Origin of the sequence: Natrialba swarupiae (assembly GCF_008245225.1) — an archaeon.
GTDB classification, from domain to species: domain Archaea; phylum Halobacteriota; class Halobacteria; order Halobacteriales; family Natrialbaceae; genus Natrarchaeobius; species Natrarchaeobius swarupiae.
Genome location: NZ_VTAW01000007.1, coordinates 1 through 20747, shown reverse-complemented (window position 1 = coordinate 20747; position 20747 = coordinate 1). Strand labels below are relative to the sequence as shown.

The 20747-nt window shown below is 60.9% G+C and carries 17 protein-coding genes and 1 pseudogene; 11 read left to right on the top strand and 7 right to left on the bottom strand.

Going from position 1 to position 20747, the window contains the following annotated elements; all coding sequences use genetic code 11:
* Positions 1-20: 20 nt before the first annotated feature.
* From FYC77_RS07250 to FYC77_RS07210, 9 genes are all read left to right on the top strand, one after another.
* Positions 21-1256, top strand: a complete 1236-nt coding sequence (locus tag FYC77_RS07250; protein ID WP_149080842.1) for a CaiB/BaiF CoA transferase family protein — start codon at positions 21-23, stop codon at positions 1254-1256.
* Complete coding sequence (locus FYC77_RS07245; protein WP_149080841.1) at positions 1253-2038, top strand: enoyl-CoA hydratase/isomerase family protein; 786 nt, start codon at positions 1253-1255, stop codon at positions 2036-2038. The genes FYC77_RS07250 and FYC77_RS07245 overlap by 4 nt, the downstream gene beginning before the upstream one ends.
* 246 nt (positions 2039-2284) lie before the next feature.
* Positions 2285-3169: a DUF6282 family protein gene (locus FYC77_RS07240; protein ID WP_149080840.1), complete on the top strand. Its 885-nt coding sequence runs from the start codon at positions 2285-2287 to the stop codon at positions 3167-3169.
* A gap of 173 nt (positions 3170-3342) precedes the next feature.
* The gene (locus FYC77_RS07235) at positions 3343-3933 is read left to right on the top strand and encodes a CoxG family protein (protein ID WP_149080839.1); all 591 of its coding nucleotides are present in this window, start codon (positions 3343-3345) and stop codon (positions 3931-3933) included.
* A 54-nt stretch (positions 3934-3987) separates the two neighbouring features.
* A complete protein-coding gene (locus FYC77_RS07230) occupies positions 3988-4485 on the top strand; it encodes a (2Fe-2S)-binding protein (protein ID WP_149080838.1) in 498 nt (165 codons plus the stop codon).
* Positions 4485-5375, top strand: coding sequence for an FAD binding domain-containing protein (locus FYC77_RS07225; RefSeq protein WP_149080837.1), 891 nt, complete (start codon positions 4485-4487; stop codon positions 5373-5375). Before FYC77_RS07230 ends, FYC77_RS07225 begins: the two co-directional genes overlap by 1 nt.
* A gap of 322 nt (positions 5376-5697) precedes the next feature.
* Positions 5698-6573, top strand: coding sequence for an AAA family ATPase (locus tag FYC77_RS07220; RefSeq protein ID WP_149080947.1), 876 nt, complete (start codon positions 5698-5700; stop codon positions 6571-6573).
* Complete coding sequence (locus FYC77_RS07215) at positions 6570-7850, top strand: VWA domain-containing protein (RefSeq protein ID WP_149080836.1); 1281 nt, start codon at positions 6570-6572, stop codon at positions 7848-7850. Before FYC77_RS07220 ends, FYC77_RS07215 begins: the two co-directional genes overlap by 4 nt.
* A 144-nt stretch (positions 7851-7994) precedes the next feature.
* On the top strand, positions 7995-10367 hold the full coding sequence (locus FYC77_RS07210; RefSeq protein ID WP_149080835.1) for a xanthine dehydrogenase family protein molybdopterin-binding subunit: 2373 nt from the start codon (positions 7995-7997) through the stop codon (positions 10365-10367).
* 179 nt (positions 10368-10546) lie between these two features.
* Here the strand turns inward: FYC77_RS07210 and FYC77_RS07205 are convergent, their stop codons facing one another.
* Both FYC77_RS07205 and FYC77_RS07200 read right to left on the bottom strand, forming a co-directional pair.
* Positions 10547-11773 carry a molybdopterin molybdotransferase MoeA gene (locus FYC77_RS07205; RefSeq protein ID WP_149080834.1) on the bottom strand — a complete coding sequence of 409 codons (1227 nt, stop codon included), beginning with the start codon at positions 11771-11773 and terminating at the stop codon, positions 10547-10549.
* 228 nt (positions 11774-12001) lie between these two features.
* The gene (locus tag FYC77_RS07200; RefSeq protein ID WP_149080833.1) at positions 12002-13153 is read right to left on the bottom strand and encodes an XdhC family protein; all 1152 of its coding nucleotides are present in this window, start codon (positions 13151-13153) and stop codon (positions 12002-12004) included.
* Positions 13154-14220: 1067 nt separating this feature from the next.
* On the opposite strand from FYC77_RS07200, the pseudogene FYC77_RS20640 reads away from it, so the two are divergent.
* A pseudogene (locus FYC77_RS20640) lies at positions 14221-14640 on the top strand (polysaccharide deacetylase family protein); the annotation flags it as partial.
* Between the two features lie 27 nt (positions 14641-14667).
* Positions 14668-15054, top strand: coding sequence for a polysaccharide deacetylase family protein (locus FYC77_RS20635; protein ID WP_238386832.1), 387 nt, complete (start codon positions 14668-14670; stop codon positions 15052-15054).
* A 66-nt stretch (positions 15055-15120) separates the two neighbouring features.
* On the opposite strand, the gene FYC77_RS07190 is transcribed toward FYC77_RS20635, so the two are convergent.
* From FYC77_RS07190 to FYC77_RS07170, 5 genes are all read right to left on the bottom strand, one after another.
* A complete protein-coding gene (locus FYC77_RS07190; protein WP_149080831.1) occupies positions 15121-15879 on the bottom strand; it encodes an SDR family NAD(P)-dependent oxidoreductase in 759 nt (252 codons plus the stop codon).
* Positions 15880-15956: 77 nt separating this feature from the next.
* Entirely contained in the window at positions 15957-17117 is a 1161-nt protein-coding gene (locus FYC77_RS07185; protein WP_149080830.1) for a M20 family metallopeptidase, read from the bottom strand.
* Between the two features lie 247 nt (positions 17118-17364).
* Positions 17365-18540: a M20 family metallopeptidase gene (locus FYC77_RS07180; protein ID WP_149080829.1), complete on the bottom strand. Its 1176-nt coding sequence runs from the start codon at positions 18538-18540 to the stop codon at positions 17365-17367.
* Positions 18541-18728: 188 nt separating this feature from the next.
* Positions 18729-19517, bottom strand: coding sequence for an ABC transporter permease (locus FYC77_RS07175; protein WP_162354483.1), 789 nt, complete (start codon positions 19515-19517; stop codon positions 18729-18731).
* Between the two features lie 50 nt (positions 19518-19567).
* Positions 19568-20524 carry an ABC transporter permease gene (locus FYC77_RS07170; RefSeq protein ID WP_149080827.1) on the bottom strand — a complete coding sequence of 319 codons (957 nt, stop codon included), beginning with the start codon at positions 20522-20524 and terminating at the stop codon, positions 19568-19570.
* Positions 20525-20747 lie beyond the last annotated feature (223 nt).

Here is a 20747-nt window from a genome sequence, read left to right as displayed (position 1 = left end):
CTCCACGTACCCAATAAACGATGATACGCAAACCGCTCGACGACGTCACCGTTATCGACGTCTCGTCGTACGTCAGTGCATCGTTCGGCACGATGATTCTCGCGAATCTCGGCGCCGAAGTAATCAAAGTCGAACGACCGGAGGCCGGAGACCCGGCCCGGTCGGCCGGCCCCCCGTTCATCGACGGCGAATCGCCGTACTTCATGTCGGTGAACTACGGCAAGCGAAGCATCGAACTGGACCTGAAAAGCGACGAGGGCCTCTCGATCCTCCGAGAGCTCGTCGCGGACGCCGACGCCTTCGTCGAGAACTTCCGTCCCGGAACGGCCGAACGGCTCGGAATCGATTACGAGTCGCTGGCCGAGGTCAACGAGAGTCTCCTCTATTGCTCCGTGTCGGCGTTCGGCGAGGACGGACCGTGGACGGACCGACCGGGGTACGACCTCCTCATCCAGGGGATGTCGGGGCTCATGTCCGTAACCGGTGAACCCGACCGGCCCCCGGTGAAAGCCGGCGTCCCGGTGTCCGATCTCGTCACCGGAAGCTGGGTCGCACAGGGCGTTCTCGCCGGGCTCTACGAACGAGAACGATCCGGCGAGGGTGACCGAATCGAACTCGCGATGTACGACGCGATCCTCCCGTATCTCACGAAACACGCGGGCGCCGTCTTCGCTGGCGAATCCCCCGAACGAATGGGATCTCGAGATCCGGTCATCGCTCCGTACCAGGTTTTCGAGGCCGCCGACGGCTATCTCGCCGTCGGGATCGGCAGCCAGAAACTCTGGACCGAGTTCTGTGCGGCGATCGACCGCGCCGACCTGGCGACGGACGACCGCTTCGAAACGAACCCGGACCGGGTCGACCACATGGACGAACTCGAGGCCGAACTCGAGGCGACGTTCCGGGAACGCCCGGTCGAGGAGTGGGTCTCGCTGCTGTCCGACGAGCACGGCCTTCCAGTGGGTCCCATCAACGACGTCGCCGACGCACTCGAGAACGAACACGTCGAGGCCCGCGGGCTGTTGACCGAAGTCGATCATCCAACCGCAGGCGACGTCCCGGTCGTCGAACACCCGCTCAGATTCGACCGCCTCGAGAGCGGCTTCGACGATCACGCGCCGGTGCTCGGCGAGGACACCCGGGAGTTGCTCGCCGAACGCGGGTACGACGACGAGGAGATCGAATCGCTCGCCGCCGATCGCGTGATCGGCTCCGTCGATCGCTCCGCTGACCGGAATTCGGGTGAGGAGTCGTGAGCGATCTCGGTCCGTACCGCTCGCTCTCGGTCGCCGTCGACGACGGCATCGCGACGGTGACGATCGATCGGCCGGACGTCCTCAACGCCCTCGACACCGCGGCCGTCAACGATCTCGGTCGCGCGTTCGACGAACTGGCGTTGCGCCCCGAGATCGACGCGATCGTGCTGACTGGAGCCGGAGACCGGGCATTCTCGAGCGGTGCGGACGTCTCCGAGTACGAAACTGCGGACGAACGCTATCACCGCCCCCGGAGTCGCCAGAGCTACGAGATGGTGAAGAAGGCGCGATCGGTCCGCCCGCCGACGATCGCGCGGATCGACGGCTACTGTCTGGGTGGTGGACTGACGCTCGCGATGTACTGTGATCTTCGAATCGCGTCGGAGACGGCCGAGTTCGGCGTTCCGACGACCCGTATCGGCCAGATCCCCGGCGGCGGGGTAACGTATCGACTGGTCGAACTCGTCGGGGAAGCCGGGGCGAAGGAAATCGTCCTCCTCGGTGATCGGATCGACGCCGACCGCGCACGGACGTTAGGTCTCGTCAATCGCGTCGTGCCCGCGGAGGAACTCGAGGAAACCGTCGATACCGTGACCGCGGCGATCCAGAACGCCGAGGACGGCGCCGCTGCGGCGGCCAAGGCGAGTATCAACCAGGTAGCCGACGAAACGGACCGAGCCGCTGCGTTCGCCGAAGAGACGGACCGGTGGCTGGCACAGTATCTCGGGGATACACAGACGAAGCCGGCGGGAGACGACGGTGACGTCTCGGACGAGCACTGATACGGATTGGCGTCCAGATGGACCGGCCACCCGCCGTCCAGGTCGCGAGTGCGCCGGCACTGACGAGAACCCGTCTGATACGGACCGCTGTCCCGACGTCCCGGCGTGACCGCAGGAGTTTACGGGCCACGGGAGCTGACGGACGGAGACCGCCGACGTCTGTCTCGCCGTCGCCGAGCCGGCCGGGGCTCGCCTGGCCGGTGAGTCGACACCTGTTTTTATTGTCGCTGGGGACAGAGACGTCGTATGACAGATCCGATCGATGTATCTGGACTGATAGATATACACGTCCACTGCGGCCCGTCCCCGTTCGACCGACGCACTGACGGATACGAGTGCGCACGCGAGGCCGCTAACGCTGGCATGGACGCCGTCGTCCTGAAAGAACACCACCTCCCGACGGCTTACGGCGTTCCGTACATCGACCGCTTGCTCGAGCGCGACGGACTCGAGGTCGACGTGATCGGAAGCGTGGTCCTCAACTACTGTAACGGCGGATTCAATCCGTTCGCCGTCGAATCGGCGATCGCTTACGGCGCCGACGTGATCTGGGGACCGACGATCGACGCACGCCACCACGCCGAACAGACGGGCTCACTCGGTGCCTTCCTCGGCGTCGACGCCGGAGCCGAGTACGAGGACCGAGACGGTATCTCGGCGCTGGAAGACGGCGATCTGACCGCCGACGTTCGGCTGTGTCTGGACAAGGTGATCGCTCACGACGTGGTCTTCTGTCTCGGCCACCTCTCCTACGAGGAGACGGTTGCGATCGTCGACTATCTCGCCGAGGCGGGCCACGAGCGAATCGTCGTCGACCATCCCAACTACGGCGTCACCGATCTCTCGATAGACCAACAGCGAACTCTCGCCGAGCGAGGTGCCTACCTGAACTTCCCGTTTATGGGACTCAGCCCGAAATACAGCTGGATCTCTAGCGAAGAACTCTACGAAAACATCCGTGAGATCGGCGTCGATCGGTGTGTCCTCTCGAGCGACGTCGGCCAGCAGGTCAACCCAAGCTCTCCCGAGAGCCTGCGGATCCTCGGCGAAACGCTGCGATCCGAGGGTCTCTCCGAGTCGGAGTTTCGGACGATGGCCGGCGAGACACCACGTTCGCTCCTGTTCGAGTGAGCGTTAGGGGGGGTCGCTGGGCCGGTCGCCACCTGAACGGCCGTCCTCCTTGGTACAGTATAACAAATTTCAACCGTCGCGCTCGGTGCAAGGTTTTTTAATGTGGTGATGCGTTTGTTAGCTCAAGGCATAGAGTATGACAGACGCGATGTACCACATAGCCGAGGTAAACTATGGAATTTGACGGTGAATTTACCCTCGAGGGCGTAACGAGCGAAGAAGTGTGGCTGGCACTGTCCGATCCAGTCATGATCAAGAACGCACTCCCCGGGTGTAAGTTCCTCACCGAGATCGAAGGCGAACCCGATTTCGACGAACTCGAAGCCGAGGCGACGGACGACGATCCACCGACGCTTCCCGAGGCCGACCCGGAAGAGGTCGCCGACCGCGCGTTCGTTGAGGGCGGACGGTACGCAACGCTGGTCCAGATGAACGTCGGCGGAGTCAACCCCCGCTTCGAGACGGTCGTCTCGATCGACAGTCGCGAGTTCCCACGGATGGACGCCTCCGCGACGGGGAGTGCCTCGGACAGCTCCTTCGAGATGGATTCCGGTATGACACTCGTCGAAACGGACGGCGGTGTGACCGTCGAGTGGTGGGCCGAAACCGACGTCTTCGGCCGCGTCGCACAGATGGGACAGCGCGTGATCTCACCGGTTGCAAAGCGGGTCATCAATCGGTTTTTCAACCAGATCGAGAGCAACCTCTCGGACGTCAGCGACGACTCGTCCGGGCTCCGCGATAGGATCAAAGGGTTGTTGTAAGTGGCGTCGACACGAGACCGTAGACAATCGGGGACCAATACCTGAGCAATACGCATGACAGAACACGACATAGAGATCACAGTTAACGGAACAGACCACGAAATGACGGTCGACTCGCGGACGCTACTGGTGCACGCGCTTCGCGACCAACTCGGCTACACCGGCCCGAACGTCGGCTGTGAGAGCAGTATGTGCGGTGCCTGTACGATCCACCTCGACGGCGAGGCCGTCAAATCGTGTACCGTTCTTGCGGTACAGGCCGATGGCTCCGACGTCACGACGGTCGGAGACTTCGCTGACCGTGACTCGCTTCATCCGATCCAGGAGAGTTTCTCGGAAGAACACGGGCTCCAGTGTGGCTACTGTACGCCGGGTATGATTATGACGACCTCGGAACTGCTCGAGCGAAACCCCGATCCGAACGAAGAGGAGATCCGCGAAGCGCTCGAGGGGAACCTCTGTCGGTGTACCGGCTACCAGAACATCGTCAAAGCCGTCGAGTCGGCAGCCGAAAAAATGCGTACGACGGCGACCGCCGAGGGTGACGACTGATGTACCCGTCCGAATTCGACTACGAGCGGGCCGAAACCGTCGACCACGCACTCGAGCTGTTGAGTGGTGATCCAGAGGCGAAGATCATCTCGGGTGGACACAGTCTCATTCCGATGATGAAGTCGGGACTCGCCAACCCCGGCACGCTCGTCGATATCGGCGAGATCGACGAACTGACCGGTATCGAGTGGGACGACGACACCGTCTCGGTCGGCGCGCTCACCACCTACGCGACGATCGCCGACGACGACGAGCTCTGGGACGAACTGCCGGTTCTCGCAGAGGCCGCCCACGAAGTGGGCGATATTCAGGTTCGAAACCGCGGGACGATCGGCGGGAACGTCGCACACGGCGACCCGGCCTCGGACCTACCGGCGGCCGTACTCGCCGCCGACGCGACGGTCGTCGTCCAGGGTCCCGACGGAGAGCGACGGATCGACGTCGACGACTTCTTCCTCGGGATGTACGCGACGGAACTCGGCGAGGACGAGATCTTGACCGGTCTCGAGTTCCCTCGATCCGAGAACGCGACCACCACCGGTGCGTACGTCAAGAAACCGAGCCCGTCCTCCGGCTACGCCCTGGTCGGGGTCGCTGTTTCTCTCGAGGTCGACGACGGACGAATCGAGTCCGCTCGCGTCGCCGCCAACGGTATCATGGACCACGGCGTTCGCCTCGAGCCGGTCGAAGACGGGCTCGTCGGCGAGAGCCTCGACGACGTCTCCTTCGAAGACGTCGCAGCGGTCGCAGACGAAGATCTCGAGGAGTTCATGATGATGGACGACATCCAGGCCTCCGCCGAGTTCCGCGCCCAGCTTCTGAAAGTCTACACCGAGGAGGCACTGAACGACGCGGTGGATCGACTCGACGCGTCGCTCCCGACTGCCTGAACGCTGTTTCAGTCTGTCTCACTGCTTCGTGGTGACGATCGACCGTTACGTTGGTCGCGTCGGCGTTCAATCCCACTTTTCGACGAGCAGCGTCCCTCGAGCGACAGCGGACCCCGGTAACCGGTGACATTACAAGCACGTAGTGCGAACGACTGGTAGTGACACGACACAGTTCGCCGGACGAGGCCCCGATCGATGCCCCACGGCATGGTGATGTACAGTGAGCGACGACGGCTTCGCCACGCCGGGTGGGACGGAGCGAGTCACCGGCCCCGCTCTCTCGGACGTCACCGAACGAGAGCTTCGCTCCGTGTTCGACGAGATGTCGTACGTCGCCGACGACGACCTGATCACGACGGTGTTGCTCGGTCTTCGTCTCGGCAAACCGCTGCTCATCGAGGGCGAGCCCGGCGCGGGAAAGACGGAGCTGGCGAAGGTTCTCGCCCACGGCTTCGACACCGAGCTGATACGTCTGCAGTGTTACGAGGGATTGGCCGCCGAGAACGCGCTCTACGAGTGGAACTACACGAAACAGCTGCTGGCCGTGCAGGCGGGCGACCGCGGCGTCGACGGAGACGGCTCCGTCTTCGACGAGGACTATCTGCTCGAACGCCCCCTCCTGCGCGCGCTCAGATCCGACGACGACACTCCACAGGTACTCCTCATCGACGAGGTCGACCGCGCCGACGAGGAGTTCGAGGCGCTGTTACTCGAGTTGTTGTCCGACTTCCAGCTGTCGATTCCGGAGCTTGGAACCGTGACGGCGTCGGTGCCACCGATCGTCGTCATCACGTCCAACCGGACGCGGGGGTTGAGCGACGCACTCAAGCGCCGCTGTCTCTACGTCCACGTCGAGCCGCCGTCGTTCGAGAAAGAGCGTGAGATTCTCCGGCGCAAGGTTCCCGAACTGGACGAGGCCACGGCCTCGGCGGTGTGCGCTGTCACCCAGGAGCTTCGTGACCATCCGCTACTCAAGCAGCCGGGTGTCGCCGAGACGCTCGACTGGGCGCGTGCACTCGTCGACCTGGGTGCCGACGGGGACGACCAGATAACCGCCGACCGGATCCGCTCGACGGCCGGATTCCTCCTGAAGGAGATCGAAGATATCGACCGGATCGACGAACTGGCCGACGATCTCACGGCGGCCGCCCGTGACGCACGCGACTCGACGGCTGTCGACACCGACCAGAAGCGATGAGCGACCAGGCAGACGACGGACCGACCGTCCCGACGGACGAACGCGTTCGCTTTCGCATCGTCGAGTTCACGCGAGCGTTGCGGGCGGCCGACGTCGACGTGCCGGCGACGGGGAGTCTCGAGGCGGCACGGGTCCTCGCAGAGATCGGCGTCGTCGACCGGACGCGGACCAGAGCCGCACTCCGTGGGGCCCTGATTACGTCTCCGTCCGATATCAGAACGTTCGACCGGCTGTTCGCGACGTTCTGGCGTGCTCTCATCGCGGATATCGAGGACGACCACGGCGCTGACTCCGTCCGACCGGACGAGCGCCCCGAAGTCCTCGACCTGCCCGAAGCCGATCCGACACCATCGGCGGATGCGAGCGAACCCGACGCGGAGATTGACGACGCCGGCTCGATGCTGGCGTTTGGCTCCGATTCCGACTCCGAGGAGGATCCCCTTCTGGACGACGAGCGAGAGACCGTCGCTGGATACAGTCGACACGGAGAATCGTCGACGGTCTCCCCTCGAGGAGCCCTCGAATCCGAGGTTGACCTCGTCGACCCCGTCAGCCGTCTCAGCGACGCCCTGGCACGACTGACTGACCGCGGCTACACGTCGAACGCCGATCCGACGCGCATCGACGTGCGTCGTGCGCTCAGAGAGAGCCACCAGACTGGTGGCGTGGTCGTGTCGACGCCCACGGAGGGTCCGAAGCGAACGGCCAGCAGGCTGTTGTTCATCGTCGACGTGAGCAAATCGGTACTGGACGTGATCGAACGCGACTTCCTCGTTCGAACACTCTCGTGTTTTCAGGAGGAGAGCCGATCGATGCGAACGTTTTTCTTCGACACCTCGGCCCAGGAGGTCACCGACGCGATCGATACGCGCACGACGGCTGACGCCTACGACACGCTCGAGCGACTCGAGGCGACGTGGGGGGGTGGAACCCAGATCGGCACCGCGTTGACCGAGATCAGGGAGAGACATCCGACCGCCGTCGACCGCCGAACCGCAGTGGTGGTCGTCAGCGACGGCCTCGAGACGGGCGATACGAGCGAACTCGAAGCGGGAATGAACTGGCTTTCCCGTCGCGGCCGGATCGTCCTCTGGTGGAACCCGCTGGCGACGACGTCGACGTACGAACCGACCTGTCGCGGCATGGAAACCGCACTCCCGTTCGTCGACGGGTTGTTCGGGTTCGCAGACGAGGCCGATCTCCGCGAGATTGCGTCCCAACTCGAGCGATACGACGGGACACAGCCCCTCGGCTACGAACGGACGGCCAGCCCGTAAGCGACCACAGCAACGCGAGGCCAACGACGGACATCACCTCGCTGTCATGCGATCTTAATTGTCCCCACGGCCCCGACTAGATTATTTGCATAGTTATTTATCCCGTGAGAGGCTTGGTAGAAGACGACAGAGTGCCTATTACAAATGAGCGGAGACACAACTAACGGTCTCATTGGAGATCGCGTCACTCGAACGGAAGACGCCGAGTTCGTCACTGGGCAGGCAGAGTATACGGACGACATCGCTACCTCGAATGCGGCTCACGCAGCCGTCCTACGGAGTCAGCACGCACACGCCAAGGTACACGACATCGATACCAGCGCTGCCGAGGAGTTAGACGGTGTTATCGCCGTCTATACGGCCGAGGATATGGAGGAGGCCGAGACGTCGGCCCCGCGGAAGATTCCGTCGATGTCGACGGATTATATCCAGGTCGAACCGGAGCTGTTCAGGCCGGTTATCGCGTCCGACCGCGTCCACTATCAGGGCGAACCACTCGCGATTGCACTGGCCGAGGATCGGTACACGGCAAACGACGCCGTCGACCGAATCGAAGTCGACTACGAGCGACTCGAGTCGGTCACCGACCCCGAAGCCGCAATCGAAGACGATGCACCGACGCTTTTCGAGGATTATCCCAACAACATCGCCTACGACTGGGAGTTCGGCGACAAAGACGAGGTCGACGAAGCCTTCGAAGACGCCGAGTACGTCGCGAGCGCGTCCGTCGACGAACAGCGTCTCATCCCGGACCCACTCGAGCCGCGGGCGACGGTCGCCGACTACGACTCGTCGTCGAACGAACTCAGCATCCAGATGAGCACGCAGACGCCCCACTCGGATCGCCACGCGATCGCGGGGATTCTCAGACACCCCGAGAACAAGATCCACGTCCAGGTTCCACGCGTCGGCGGTGGATTCGGGGCGAAGATTCACAACTACGACGTCGAGTCGCTCGTCCCGTGGTGTGCCCGTGAACTCGAGCGTCCGGTCAGGTGGCAGGCCACCCGCAGCGAGATCCACCAGACGTCGTCCCACGGCCGCGGTCTGAACCTCGAAGGCGAGGCGGCTTTCGACGAAGACGGCAAGCTGCTCGGCGTTCGTGTCGACGGCCTCGCCGATCTCGGCGGGTACGTCTCCTCGCACGTCCACATGCTGACGACGGTGCTTTGCATCGAGGTGATCAACAGCCAGTACGAACTGCCGAAGCTCTACTCCCGGATCCGTGGCGCGCTGACCAACGCGACGTGTCTCGACTCCTATCGCGGCGTCCACGAGGTTGCCGCGATCACCTTCATCGAACGGCTGATGCACGAGTCCGCGAAGGAAATCGGGATGGACCCGGCCGAGTTGCGCCGACGGAACCAGATCCCGGCGGACGCGTTCCCATACGAGACGGTCACCGGGACCGTCTACGACAGCGGCAACTACCAGCAGGCACTCGAGAAGACGCTGGACGTCCTCGAGTACGACGAGTTGCGCGAACGCCAGGAGGAGCTCCGCGAGGACGGACGCTACCTCGGCATCGGACTCTCGGCGTACACTCACGTCAGCGGCGTCGGCCCGGCCGACGTCTGTAAGGAGTACGGGATCTTCAAGACCCACTGGGAGAGCGGCCGCATCACCGTCCACCAGTCCGGAACCGTCACCGCCTACTGCGGAACGATGGACTTCGGGATGGGCCACCAGACCTCGTATGCCCAGATCGTCGCAGACAAGCTCGGCATCCCGATCGAAGACGTCGAAATCATCGAAGGCGACACCAGACACCTCAACGACGGTGTCGGGACGCACGCGAGTCGCTCGCTCGTCGTTGGTGGTTCGGCGCTTGCAGAAAGTGCGGACGACGTCATCGAGAAGGGTCGCTCGATCGTCGCCCACCAGCTCGAAGCACCCGAAGAGGACATCGAGTTCGAGGACGGTGAGTTCTGGGTCAAAGGCGCTCCCGAACGCTCCATGACGATCCAGGAAGTCGGATCACAGGCCCACCGCGCGTGGGACGTTCCGGGCGAACCCGGACTCGAGGCGACGACGTACTACCTGCCCGAACAGATGGCGATCACCTCCGGCGTCCACGCCGCGGTCGTCGAGGTCGATCCCGACACCGGCGAGGTAGAGTTCGAACGGTACCTCTCCGTCGACGACGCCGGAAACCGCATCAACCCCCAGATCGTCGAGGGACAGCTCCACGGCGGTATCGCTCAGGGGATCAGCCAGGCGCTGTACGAGGACGTCGTCTACGACGACAACGGAAACATGGTCACCAGCACGCTACAGGACTACGCGATGCCCAAATCGTTCCACGTGCCGGAAGTCGAAACGGTCGAGCTTTCGACCCCGGCACCGGACAACCCGCTGGGTGCGAAAGGTGTCGGCGAGACCGGACCGATCGCCGGTAACGCCGCCGTGCTCAACGCCGTCGTCGACGCACTCGAGCCGCTCGGATTCGACGGCAGTGAAGTCGACACGCCGCTGACACCCGAAAAGATCTGGAAGGGCGTCAACGACCAGGACTGACGACCGCAGGATATCGTTTTCGTTTTTTCACACTCGCGTAGTGGCCGGTCGATCGTCCGCCGTTCCGCGATCGGCCGGCGCGGACTCGTCACAGTCCGTCCGACTCCTTCGGTCCTACGGGCGATCGGCACACCGTCTCTCCGAACGGACGGGCCGAACCCCGTTAGCGGCCGCGGTCGTCACTCGAGAACGGAGTAGGGGACGACCGAAACCGACGACCCTGCCTCGAGCGGTGACTGTGTGACGACGACGCCGTCGGCGCTGCTCGCACGGGTACTCGAGGAGAGAACGCTCGGATCGAACTGCCGGTCGTAGACGGATAGCGGAGAGTCGACGTGTCCGAGGCCGGTGGCCTCGTAGCCGTCGTCGGTCTCCTCGAGCAAGACGGGGATGACGTACTCGAATCCGTCGGGCCCTAACTCGACGTCGTGGGTCATCGTCGCATCGATCGTCGCGTGTGTGGTCTCGCCCGTGAAAAACGGACCCATTACGAACGCTGAGATGGTGTGTGCGCCGATCGGTTTTCCGGGAATCGCGAACGCGACGGCGTCGTGTGCCGGCAGGATCGCCATCGCTATCGGTTTTCCGGGCCGAACGCGAACCCGGTGAAACGAGACCTCGCCGAGGGAGTCGAGCGCGCGGACGACGTGGTCTTTGTGACCGACGCTCGTCCCGCCGGTCGTCACCACGACGTCGTACTCGCTGGCGAGTCGATCGATCGCGGACTCGACCCGGTCGTACTCGTCGGGGACGCTCCCCTCGTAGGTGGCCTCGTGTCCCCACGACCGAATCAGTCCGGCGAGCATGTCCGAATCGAGGTCGGCAATACGGCCGTCGTGGATCTCCGTCCCGGTCGCGAGCACGCCCGCCGAAAATCGCTTGAAGACCTCGACGGTCTCACGGCCGAGGTCGCCGAGCAGTATCGCGTCTTTCGGGGACAGCCGTTCGCCTCGCTCGAACAGGGTCTCTCCTTTCGAGAGATTACTTCCGCGCTCGTACGTGTACGTCCCGGGCTCGATCCCTGCACCTCGAAGCTGGCCGTCTTCGATCGACGACTCTTCGCGCTTGAGAACCGCGTTGGCCTCCGGCGGGAGCGGTGCACCGGTCGCGATAGCCACCGCCTCTCCGGCGTCTATCGACGGCGGTTCGTCCTCCGGAAACACCTCGTCGTCGACCACCGCCAACGGGTAGTCGTCAGTCGCGTCGAAGGCGTATCCGTCCATGGTGGCACGGTCGTCTGCTGGAACGTTCTGTTCGGCGACGATCGTTTCGGCGAGGGTTCGCCCGCCGATCGAATCGAGACTGACCGACTCCGTCTCGTGTGACGAGCGGACCGCCGACAGCTGATCCAGCACTTGCTTCGTTGCCTCGCGCCGCCACCGCATCTCGTCGTGGTCGTGGTCCATGACGGTATGTTCGTCGAACGATCAGTTCAATCATGCGGTGTTCGCAACACGGACTCTCCCTGGTACCCGGGGACGAACGAAAACAGCGACGGCGTCCTCCAGGCAGTCTCCGAAACTACGTTCGACCTCTCGAGTCGCGTCCGTCTCATACTGACTGCTGTAAGTCCGTACCGGGGCAACCGCAAGGCGAGGCGCGGTTGCCCCGGTAAATAGTTACAGCAATCCGTATCAGTCGTCGGTAATCGACGACACTCGCCGATGGATCGGCCCCTCGCGCTCGCTCAGATGTTGCGGCGTCCGATCGTTGTCGACCGCCAGTAGTTCCGCGACGATACTGTGTGCGATCTGGGACGGCGAACCGCCGCCGAGATCGAGTCCGACGGGCGTATACATTCGCTCCAACTCGTCGTCGCCTACCGTACGATCTTCGTCCGCAAAGTCCTCGAGCATCTCCTCGAATCGCTCTCGGGGCCCCATCAAGCCGATGTACGGTACGGGCGTCCGGAGCAGTTCGTCGATGGCGAGCCTGTCGTCGAGGAAGTTGTGGGTCATCACGACGACGTAGGTCCGCTCGTCGAACTCGTGGGCGTCGCGCAGCGATGACGGCGAGGTCGAACTGACCTCGACCGCGTCTGGAAACCGTTCTTCGACCGCGTCGGCACCTCGGAACCCGATCACACGGACGCGGAAGCTGTTCTTCGAGGCGAGTTCGACGATCGGCGCGACGTCGTGGCCCGTCCCGAGAACGACCAGTTCCGGCGGTGCGGTGACGGTGTCGACGAACAGCTTGATCGATCGGTCGGCGTCGGTGACCGTGACCGTTCCGCTCTGCTCGCGCTCGAGCAGTTCTTCGACGGCGCGCTCGGTCTCCTCGCCGAACCACTCGAACTCGTCGGCTGCCGAGTCGATTCCGTCGGACGGATCATAGTAGCCGCGTTCGAACCGATAGTCGGTCTCGTGTTCGTCTTCGAGGACGGTAACCGACGAGATTGCGCCCCCGCTCTCGAAGGTATCGACGACGGGTGAATAGTCGTCTTCGATCGGTTCCAGCAACACGTCGATAATACCGTTACAGCCGACGCCGAGACCCCACACGTCGTCGTCTTCCATCAGATCGTACGTCTCCACGCGTGGCTCACCCTCCTCGAGAACGCGGCGGGCGAGTTCGACGACCTCGTCCTCGAGGCAGCCGGCCGTGATACTTCCCACACCGGAGCCGTCCGGCGTGACGACCATCTTCGCGCCGGGCCGCCGGTAGGCGTTGCCCTCGACGTCGATGATGGTCGCCAGGACGGCCTCACGGTCGCTCCTGACGATTTTCGTGATAGCGTCCATAACGTCCGTTTCAGACGCGCTCCAGCCGGGTTCAGACGAATTCATGGGTGGTACAGTCGGTGTGTGCGGTGATACCGGTCGGTTCGGTCTCGGTCCAGGCGATCTCGAAACGGGTCGGGACGTCCCGCGCTGTTGGCGAGAGACTCATTTGTCGTAGTTGGGTGCCGGTACCGATTAACACTTTCGCCAACTGGGATGCCACTGCTTGATCTACTGGTCTCCAGGCGTCTGCGAAGATAACAACTCTATGCACGTTTATAGGTCCCTATCAGATAATAGTATAAAAACTTATAATAACAGTGAATAATAAGTAGAATACGATAATCGATCGTGTCCCGGGGTAGACCACAATCGCAGTCAGCTATATTGGTGTGTATTATAAACTTTAAAATTGTATATTATATTTATCTATAATTAAGTGAAACTATAACGGGGAATGGAGAAATTTGTTATGATTTGGCGGTAATACACGAGAACGTCTTATATTACAATATTGTGGGGTGTACTACCGTAATTATAAATCATAGCTCTGTCAATTGTGTTGTGATCCAGTATCCGACTAGGTGCCAGTTTATCGATGGGGTTCGCAACTCGACCTATCTAATATTCATACAATAGCTGAATCTGGTTATACGCATATTGGTTCGACATCGAGTACAAACTCTTGAACTGTTTATCTCTCCTTCAAAACCAGAGGTGAACCGGCCATTTCCACCACCGATCAGGGATATTATTCCCAACTATTATGGGGGATTTTATCGTTTGGAGTGATCTGTACCACAAACCGACTGGATCATGCGGCTTGCCGTATCGATGTCCAGACGCAACCAGCGTTCGAGTCGTGGTCACGTCGGAACTGACGGACAGCAGACCGTATAAATCAATCTACCCACCGGTCACCCAGTCGCCGTCGGACCCGGTGTGCAAGACGCTCAGTGGCTACTATAGACGGTGGTCCATACTCGTTTTTGCTGAATTGCTTCAACTATCCGAACCGCCAACGGAGAACCTGTATTTCAACCCGTCTCCCTCCGGTACAACGCTGTAAACTACCTATCACTCTCGGTAGAGGGATACCTTTATGATGTGTTCGCCACACTGTGTGTATACAGATGTCACAGTCGACGGTAGCACTATGCTTCGATTTCGATGCAGTCTCGACGTGGCTGCACACGTTCAAAGCGCACCACAGTCCGACGAAACACTCCCGAGGCGTTTTCGGTGCGGAGGTCGGTTCACGACGGATCCTCGACGTACTTGACGAGGCTGACGTCCCATCAACGTGGTTCGTTCCCGGTCATACCGCCGACAGCTTTCCGGATGCGGTTGAAGCCGTTCTTTCGGATGGTCATGCTATTCAATCGCATGGCTGGTCCCACACGAACCCCTCGGAATACGAATCGAAAGCGGACGAGCGCGCGGACCTGAAGCGGTCTCTCGCGTCACTCGAGTCGCTCACCGGGGAGACACCGTCCGGGTACCGGTCACCGTACTGGGACTTCTCGCGGCACACGCTCGAACTTCTCCAGGACCTCGGATTCGAGTGGTCGTCGAGCTTGATGGGTCGCGAGTTCGAGCCGTATTACCTCCGCGAGAACTGGAGCGCGGATCCGGACGAACCCTACGACCCGGGCGAGCGAACGGACGTTCTCGAGTTCCCCGTTTCGTGGTATCGAGACGACTGGCCGGCATTGCAGTTCGTCATGGGTGCCTCCTCACAGGGCCCGCGGCCGAACGAACAAGCGTTCTTCGAAGCGTGGCGTGCGCAGTTTGATTGGATGCACGAACACGTCGACGGTGGAATCTTCACGCTGACGATGCATCCACAGATAACCGGAGTTGCCCCGCGTCCGGAATATCTCGCCGAACTTATCGATCACATGGCGTCGAAACCTGACGTGACGTTTCGGACGCTCGATTCAGTCGCGGCGGATATCCGATCGTAACTCGGGTATTGATCGTCGCTCGAGAATTCCAGTTGACTGTGTTCGAGTGGCTCTATCGACCGTCAGTTAACTGGTGAACCCGCCGTCGACGACGAGGTTGTGACCGTTGACGTACGAACTCGCCTCACTTGCGAGAAACAGTGCAGCAGACGCAACTTCTTCCGGCTTTCCCTCTCTCCGAAGCGGGATTTCGTCTTCGAACTCGCCAGCGGCATCTTCGTCGACGACGAGTTGTGCGGTTTCGATGACGCCAGGACTGATTGCGTTGACACGGATTCCGTTTGGACCCTGTTCGGCGGCGAGTTCGCGTGTCAGGTTCGCAACTGCGGCCTTGGAGGCACAGTACGCCGAGGCATCTTCGTAGGCGCTCAGGCCAGCGATCGACGACATGTTGATCACGCACCCACCCGACGGCTGTTCGTTCATCACGCGAATCGCGGCCTGACAGCCGAAGTAGACGCCGCCGACGTTGACGTCCATAACGGCGTCGTAGGATTCCCTGCTAACCTCTGTTATCGGACTCTGGTCGCCCCATATTCCCGCGTTGTTCACCATAATGTCGAGTGACCCGAACCGATCGACTGTCTCAGTGACAGCGTCAGTTATCGCGTCCGGGTCACTGACGTCGGTTTCGACGAAGCAGGCCTCGCCGCCCTCCGATCGAATTACTTCGTGTGTCGGTTCTCCTCCTTGCCGTGGCGTCTCTCGAACGTCCACGACAGTGACCGCCGCCCCCTCTGCTGCAAAGCGCGTTGCAATTGCACGGCCCATGCCGGAGGCTGCTCCAGTAACCAGTGCCGTCTTATCGGCTAATTGTCGACCCATACAGGAAGAGGCGGGTACCGAGTCATAATTTTTGTGTCCCTTTTGGTTCATATCATGTGTCTATGGTTGTGTCTCGGTCAGGGCTCGAAGAGATCTTCGAGCACGCGCCATAGCACCTCATACCCCGCCACCACTTCCGGAAGTTCTATGTGCTCGTCGTAGGTGTGTGCTTGATCGAGTTCGCCGGGGCCCCACGTGATTGCTTCCATCTCCGCGTCGTTGACGAGGTTTCGGACGTCGGTCGAAGCCTGAATCCCCCACGGGTCTGTAGGAACGTCCGCGACCGCCGCCGAGTGGTTGCGTACCACTTCGGCGAGCGTACTATCGACCGGTATCTCCGCTGACTCGTAGGTTCGCGTCCGCCGCCAACTCGTATCGATACCGTGATCTGCCTCGACGGTCGCAAGCAGTTCGTCAATTTCGGAGTCGACGTCCCCAGCGGTTTCAGACGGGAGAAATCGACGATCAACCGTAATTGTCGCGGATTCGGGTACGACGTTCTCTTTCGTTCCAGCTTCGAATTCGGTTACCGTCGCGTACGAACACCCGAGAAGATCGTCTTCGCGCGTTCGAACGTCGGTGTCGTACGCCTCGAGGGCGTCGAGTACCGGCCGGACATTCGCTATCGCGTTCGTGCCGTGGTCCGGCCGACTGGCGTGGGAAGGGTCACCCGCGACCGTAATCTCGTACCATGCCAGCCCTTTTTCGCTGGTTGCCGTTCGTAACGAGGTCGGTTCGAGCACGATACCGTAGTCGCCCGTGTATCCCGATTCGAGGAGCGTCTTCGTCCCCGGTTCCGCGGTCTCTTCACCCATCGCAGCGTGAAAGACAACTGTGCCTTCGAGCTCGCCAGCTTCGACCGCCGCCGCGATGTCGACGGTCGCGAGCATCGCGACAGCTACACCGGCTTTCATATCCGCGCTGCCGCGGCCGTAGAGCACGTCATCTTCGATGGTCGGCTCGTAAGGTGGGTACGACCACTGGTCGCCGTCACCCGCCGGGACGACATCGATGTGTCCGTTCAGGACGACCGTTGGATCTCCCTCGCCGACCCGGACGGCAACTTGTGGTCTGGCCGCGTTCGGTTCGTCGATGAGCGACGGCTCTATCCCCTCCTCGCGAAACCAGTCGTAGATAAACTCGGCGGCTTCACGCTCGTTTCCTGGTGGGTTTTCCGTCTCGAACGAGATGAGGCTCGTAAGCAGTTCGGTTACCCGCTCTCTGGTCTCGTTCGTCATAGACGTCCTCTGCGTGTCGCCGTTCGGCGACGGTCGATACTGGTTGCTTGTTCCCAATCGAGCGCTCTCATACACAGTGTAGATTGAGACAAGTCATGATAAACATTGTGACGATGGCGGGTAGGCGGTCTCTCTGACATGCCGGCGATCGTTCCCTCGACGGCTCGCGGCGTGGCGTCTCCCCTATCTATCGCTGGCGAGCCTCTCGAGAGATCCTGTCGCGCCTATCGACTCCCGAAGTTGTGACTCACTCGTCCGAAAGTATCTCGCGCGTCGCGTCCTGCAGGACGCTGAGGGCGACTGTTGCCTCGTCGATCTCGATGTGCTCGTCGTATCGACCGCACTGGACGCTGTCTCCCGGTCCCCAGGTGATAGCTGGGATATCTGTGTGATTGACGAACCATCGTGTGTCGGCGGCCCAGGGCCGCCCCGCTGGCTCGGTTGGAACGTCCGCGGCGGATGCGGAGTGTTTGCGGAACACTTCGGCCGGGTAGGAATCGTCCGCCGCGTCCGTCGACTCGTAGGAACTGACCCGTTCCCACTCGAGGGCTAGATCGTGTTCCCGTTCGACTTCTTCGAGGATGGCGTCCACCTCGTCGTCTATCTCTTCTCGAGTCTCGTTCGGGAAAAACCGCCGTTCGAGGCGAACGGTCACCTCCTCCGGGATCATGTTTCCGGTCAACCCACCCTCGATCTGCGTCAAGTTCGCGTATGCCGGGCCGACGAGTTCGTTCGTCTGAGTCCGAAGTTCCTCGTCGTACTCGAGCAGACGCGTCAACAGCGGGTGAGCCTCTTCGATCGCGTTTCGACCGGAATCGGGTCGAGCGGAGTGGCCCGGTTCCCCTTTGACCGTGATATCGTACCACGAGAGACCTTTGTGGGAGGTGACAGTGCGCATCCGCGTTGGCTCGAGAACGACGGCGTAGTCGCCGGCGTAGCCTTCGTCGATGAGACCCATCGTCCCAGGATCGCCAGTTTCCTGTCCAACGGGCGCCTGAAAGAGTATCGACCCCGCGAGCTCCCCGGATTCGATCTCGGGTTTGAGGTCCCTCGCGGTCAACATTGCGAGGGTGACACCGAGTTTCATATCCGCACTGCCTCGTCCGTAGAGTTTCCCGTCCTCGATCTCGGCTGCGTACGGTGGGTGTTCCCACCGGCTCGTATCGCCGGCGGGATACACGTCGGTGTGGCCATTGAGAACCAGCGTTGGATCTCCAGAGCCAACTTCAGCAACGACCTGAGGGCGGTCCTCGTACGGTTCGTACACCAGTTTCGCGTCGATATCATTGTCCTCGAACCAGTCGACGATGAACTCCGCGGCGGGTCGTTCGTCTCCGGGAGGATTCTCCGATTTGATCGAAACGAGGTCGGCGAGCAGATCGGTAATCTCCTCTGCCGAACTCGGCTCTCTCTGCTGAGACATGCAATATCTCCAAAGACGACGTGACAAATTAAACGTTTCCCAATGTGGGAGTACTCAGATTCGGTGACCAACAGGATTCTACGAACACCGTACTGTCGAAGCGGGGTAGTTGTGTCGGAGTAAGGTGAGTCGATCGGACTCGAATCCACAGTAGCGTACTCGAGACAGGAAAGAGAGTAAAACCGGCGTCAGGATTTGAGGAAATCCTCGAGACTGGCGACCTTATCCACAGCCAATACGGCGACGATGGCGATGAGGATGTAGATACTCGCGATAGCCGCGATGAGCGGCGAAATATCGCTCCTGATGGCGGTGTACAGCATGACCGGGAGCGTTACCGTGTCCCGTGTCGTGATCAGGAGGCTCACGACGAACTCGTTCAAGCCGAGGGTGAACATAATGAGCGCTCCAGTGATGATGCCGGGTAACAGCTTGGGGAACGTGACGTACACGAAGGTTTGTAGCTCTTCGGCACCCAGATTTTTCGCGGCATTCTCGGTCTCCTTGTCGATCGCGTTCACTCGCGAGTTTACGCTCCATAGCATAAACGGCAAGTTGATGATCGTCAGTGCCAGTCCGATGGTCCACGTCTCACCATAGATCTGCAACTGACCGAAGATCGTGGTGAAGATAATACCCGACACGACCAGCGGGATCATGAAGGGGAGCAATAGGTAGATCTGCAGTGGATTTCGCCACCTGATGTCGTACTTTATCATCCCGTAAGAGGCGAGCGTTCCGACGGGAATACCGACCAGCGTGCTGATCGTCGCGACCTGAATACTCCTCACGAAGGCGTCGATGAACTCCGTCTGGTACGGAATCTGGGAGTACCAGTACAGAGAGAGCGAATCCGGCGGAAACGAGACGGTCGACCCTCCCTCGAACGACGCGACGAAGATCACAGCGGTCGGGATCAGCAAGATCACCAGATTCACTGCGGTGATAAACCAGAGGAACGGGTGTTTCGTCGGCAATACACGAGAAGCCCGGTGTATTCGATCCATCGTGGAAAGCGACCGTCCGCTCATCGGTCACCACCCGAGTTCACATTGAGCGTTCCGATACCGATCTTCGAGAAGATGAACAGTACGAGAATCGACGTACACGCCACCAGCGCGAGACTCATTACCGCGGCGAGCGGTCGATTACCGACGAGGAAAATCGTCGAATAGATCGCGTTGGCGATGAAGTTGACCCGGCCTAAGCCGAGTATCTCGGGAACGGCGTACAGCGTCGTGGAGATGGTAAAGACGACGATCGTCGCGCCGGCGATTCCGGGCATCGCGAGCGGAATCACGACGTGGCGAAACATGTCGAACGTATTCGCACCCAGGTTCTGAGCCGCCAACTCCATCTCTCTATCGATGGATTCGATCGCGGGTGCGAGCATGAGAACGGCGTAGGGGATCATTATCTGGAGAGCACCGATGATGACTGCTGGAACCGTTCCAAGAAACCGAATCGAGTCGAATCCGATGCTCGTCAGCACGCTGTTGAGGAGACCGTTCTCACCGAGAATCACCAGCCAGCCGTACGCCCGGATAACCAGCCCCGTGAAAAACGGAGTGAAGACACTGATGAGGAGTATCTTTCGAACGGTCGCCGATTCCACGCGAATCGTGAGGTAGGCGTAGGGAAACGAGAGTGTCACCGTGAGCACGGTGATAATCGCGCCGAGACCGAGCGTACGAACGAGTACGTTCAAGTACGATGATGTCGCGAAGTCCGTCCAGTTTTCGGTGGTAAACTGGCTGGTCAACCCCTGAACTGAATCGTAGAACAGGAAGCTGTCTCGGAACAAAAGCACCAATCCGGCCGCGAGAAAGCCGATCAACAGAACGCTGGGAAGCAAAAACAGGTATCCGATCCAGTTCGGAGGTGATCGGTACAGTCCGGTCGGCAACTTGGACTTGAGCGCAATCACCCCATCCTCGATGCGTCTCGTATAACCGCTGGTATCAGTAGCCTCTAATCGGGCCATGTTAACCCAACTCTTCCGCTAATCCATGATAAAGCTACCCATCTATCCGAAAGCAGACACGTGGGTCGACGTCTCGAGCGCTACTTTGGGAAAAAGTCGGGCGAAATTTACAGAGAATCGTACTGCCGGGTGGGATCAAACAAGTTTCAGTCGATCACATCGACAGCCGCACTATCTCGTCCAGTAGACGCTGAATCTGCTTGAACTGTGCTCGGCCCGTCTC

Bases quoted from the DNA above. Each gene is read 5' to 3' on its own strand.
- FYC77_RS07250 (WP_149080842.1), top strand. From the start codon at position 21: ATGATACGCAAACCGCTCGACGACGTCACCGTTATCGACGTCTCGTCG.
- FYC77_RS07240 (WP_149080840.1), top strand. From the start codon at position 2,285: ATGACAGATCCGATCGATGTATCTGGACTGATAGATATACACGTCCAC.
- FYC77_RS07235 (WP_149080839.1), top strand. From the start codon at position 3,343: ATGGAATTTGACGGTGAATTTACCCTCGAGGGCGTAACGAGCGAAGAA.
- FYC77_RS07230 (WP_149080838.1), top strand. From the start codon at position 3,988: ATGACAGAACACGACATAGAGATCACAGTTAACGGAACAGACCACGAA.
- FYC77_RS07225 (WP_149080837.1), top strand. From the start codon at position 4,485: ATGTACCCGTCCGAATTCGACTACGAGCGGGCCGAAACCGTCGACCAC.
- FYC77_RS07220 (WP_149080947.1), top strand. From the start codon at position 5,698: ATGTCGTACGTCGCCGACGACGACCTGATCACGACGGTGTTGCTCGGT.
- FYC77_RS07215 (WP_149080836.1), top strand. From the start codon at position 6,570: ATGAGCGACCAGGCAGACGACGGACCGACCGTCCCGACGGACGAACGC.
- FYC77_RS07210 (WP_149080835.1), top strand. From the start codon at position 7,995: ATGAGCGGAGACACAACTAACGGTCTCATTGGAGATCGCGTCACTCGA.
- FYC77_RS07205 (WP_149080834.1), bottom strand. From the start codon at position 11,773: ATGGACCACGACCACGACGAGATGCGGTGGCGGCGCGAGGCAACGAAG.
- FYC77_RS07200 (WP_149080833.1), bottom strand. From the start codon at position 13,153: ATGAATTCGTCTGAACCCGGCTGGAGCGCGTCTGAAACGGACGTTATG.
- FYC77_RS20635 (WP_238386832.1), top strand. From the start codon at position 14,668: ATGGGTCGCGAGTTCGAGCCGTATTACCTCCGCGAGAACTGGAGCGCG.
- FYC77_RS07190 (WP_149080831.1), bottom strand. From the start codon at position 15,879: ATGGGTCGACAATTAGCCGATAAGACGGCACTGGTTACTGGAGCAGCC.
- FYC77_RS07185 (WP_149080830.1), bottom strand. From the start codon at position 17,117: ATGACGAACGAGACCAGAGAGCGGGTAACCGAACTGCTTACGAGCCTC.
- FYC77_RS07180 (WP_149080829.1), bottom strand. From the start codon at position 18,540: ATGTCTCAGCAGAGAGAGCCGAGTTCGGCAGAGGAGATTACCGATCTG.
- FYC77_RS07170 (WP_149080827.1), bottom strand. From the start codon at position 20,524: ATGGCCCGATTAGAGGCTACTGATACCAGCGGTTATACGAGACGCATC.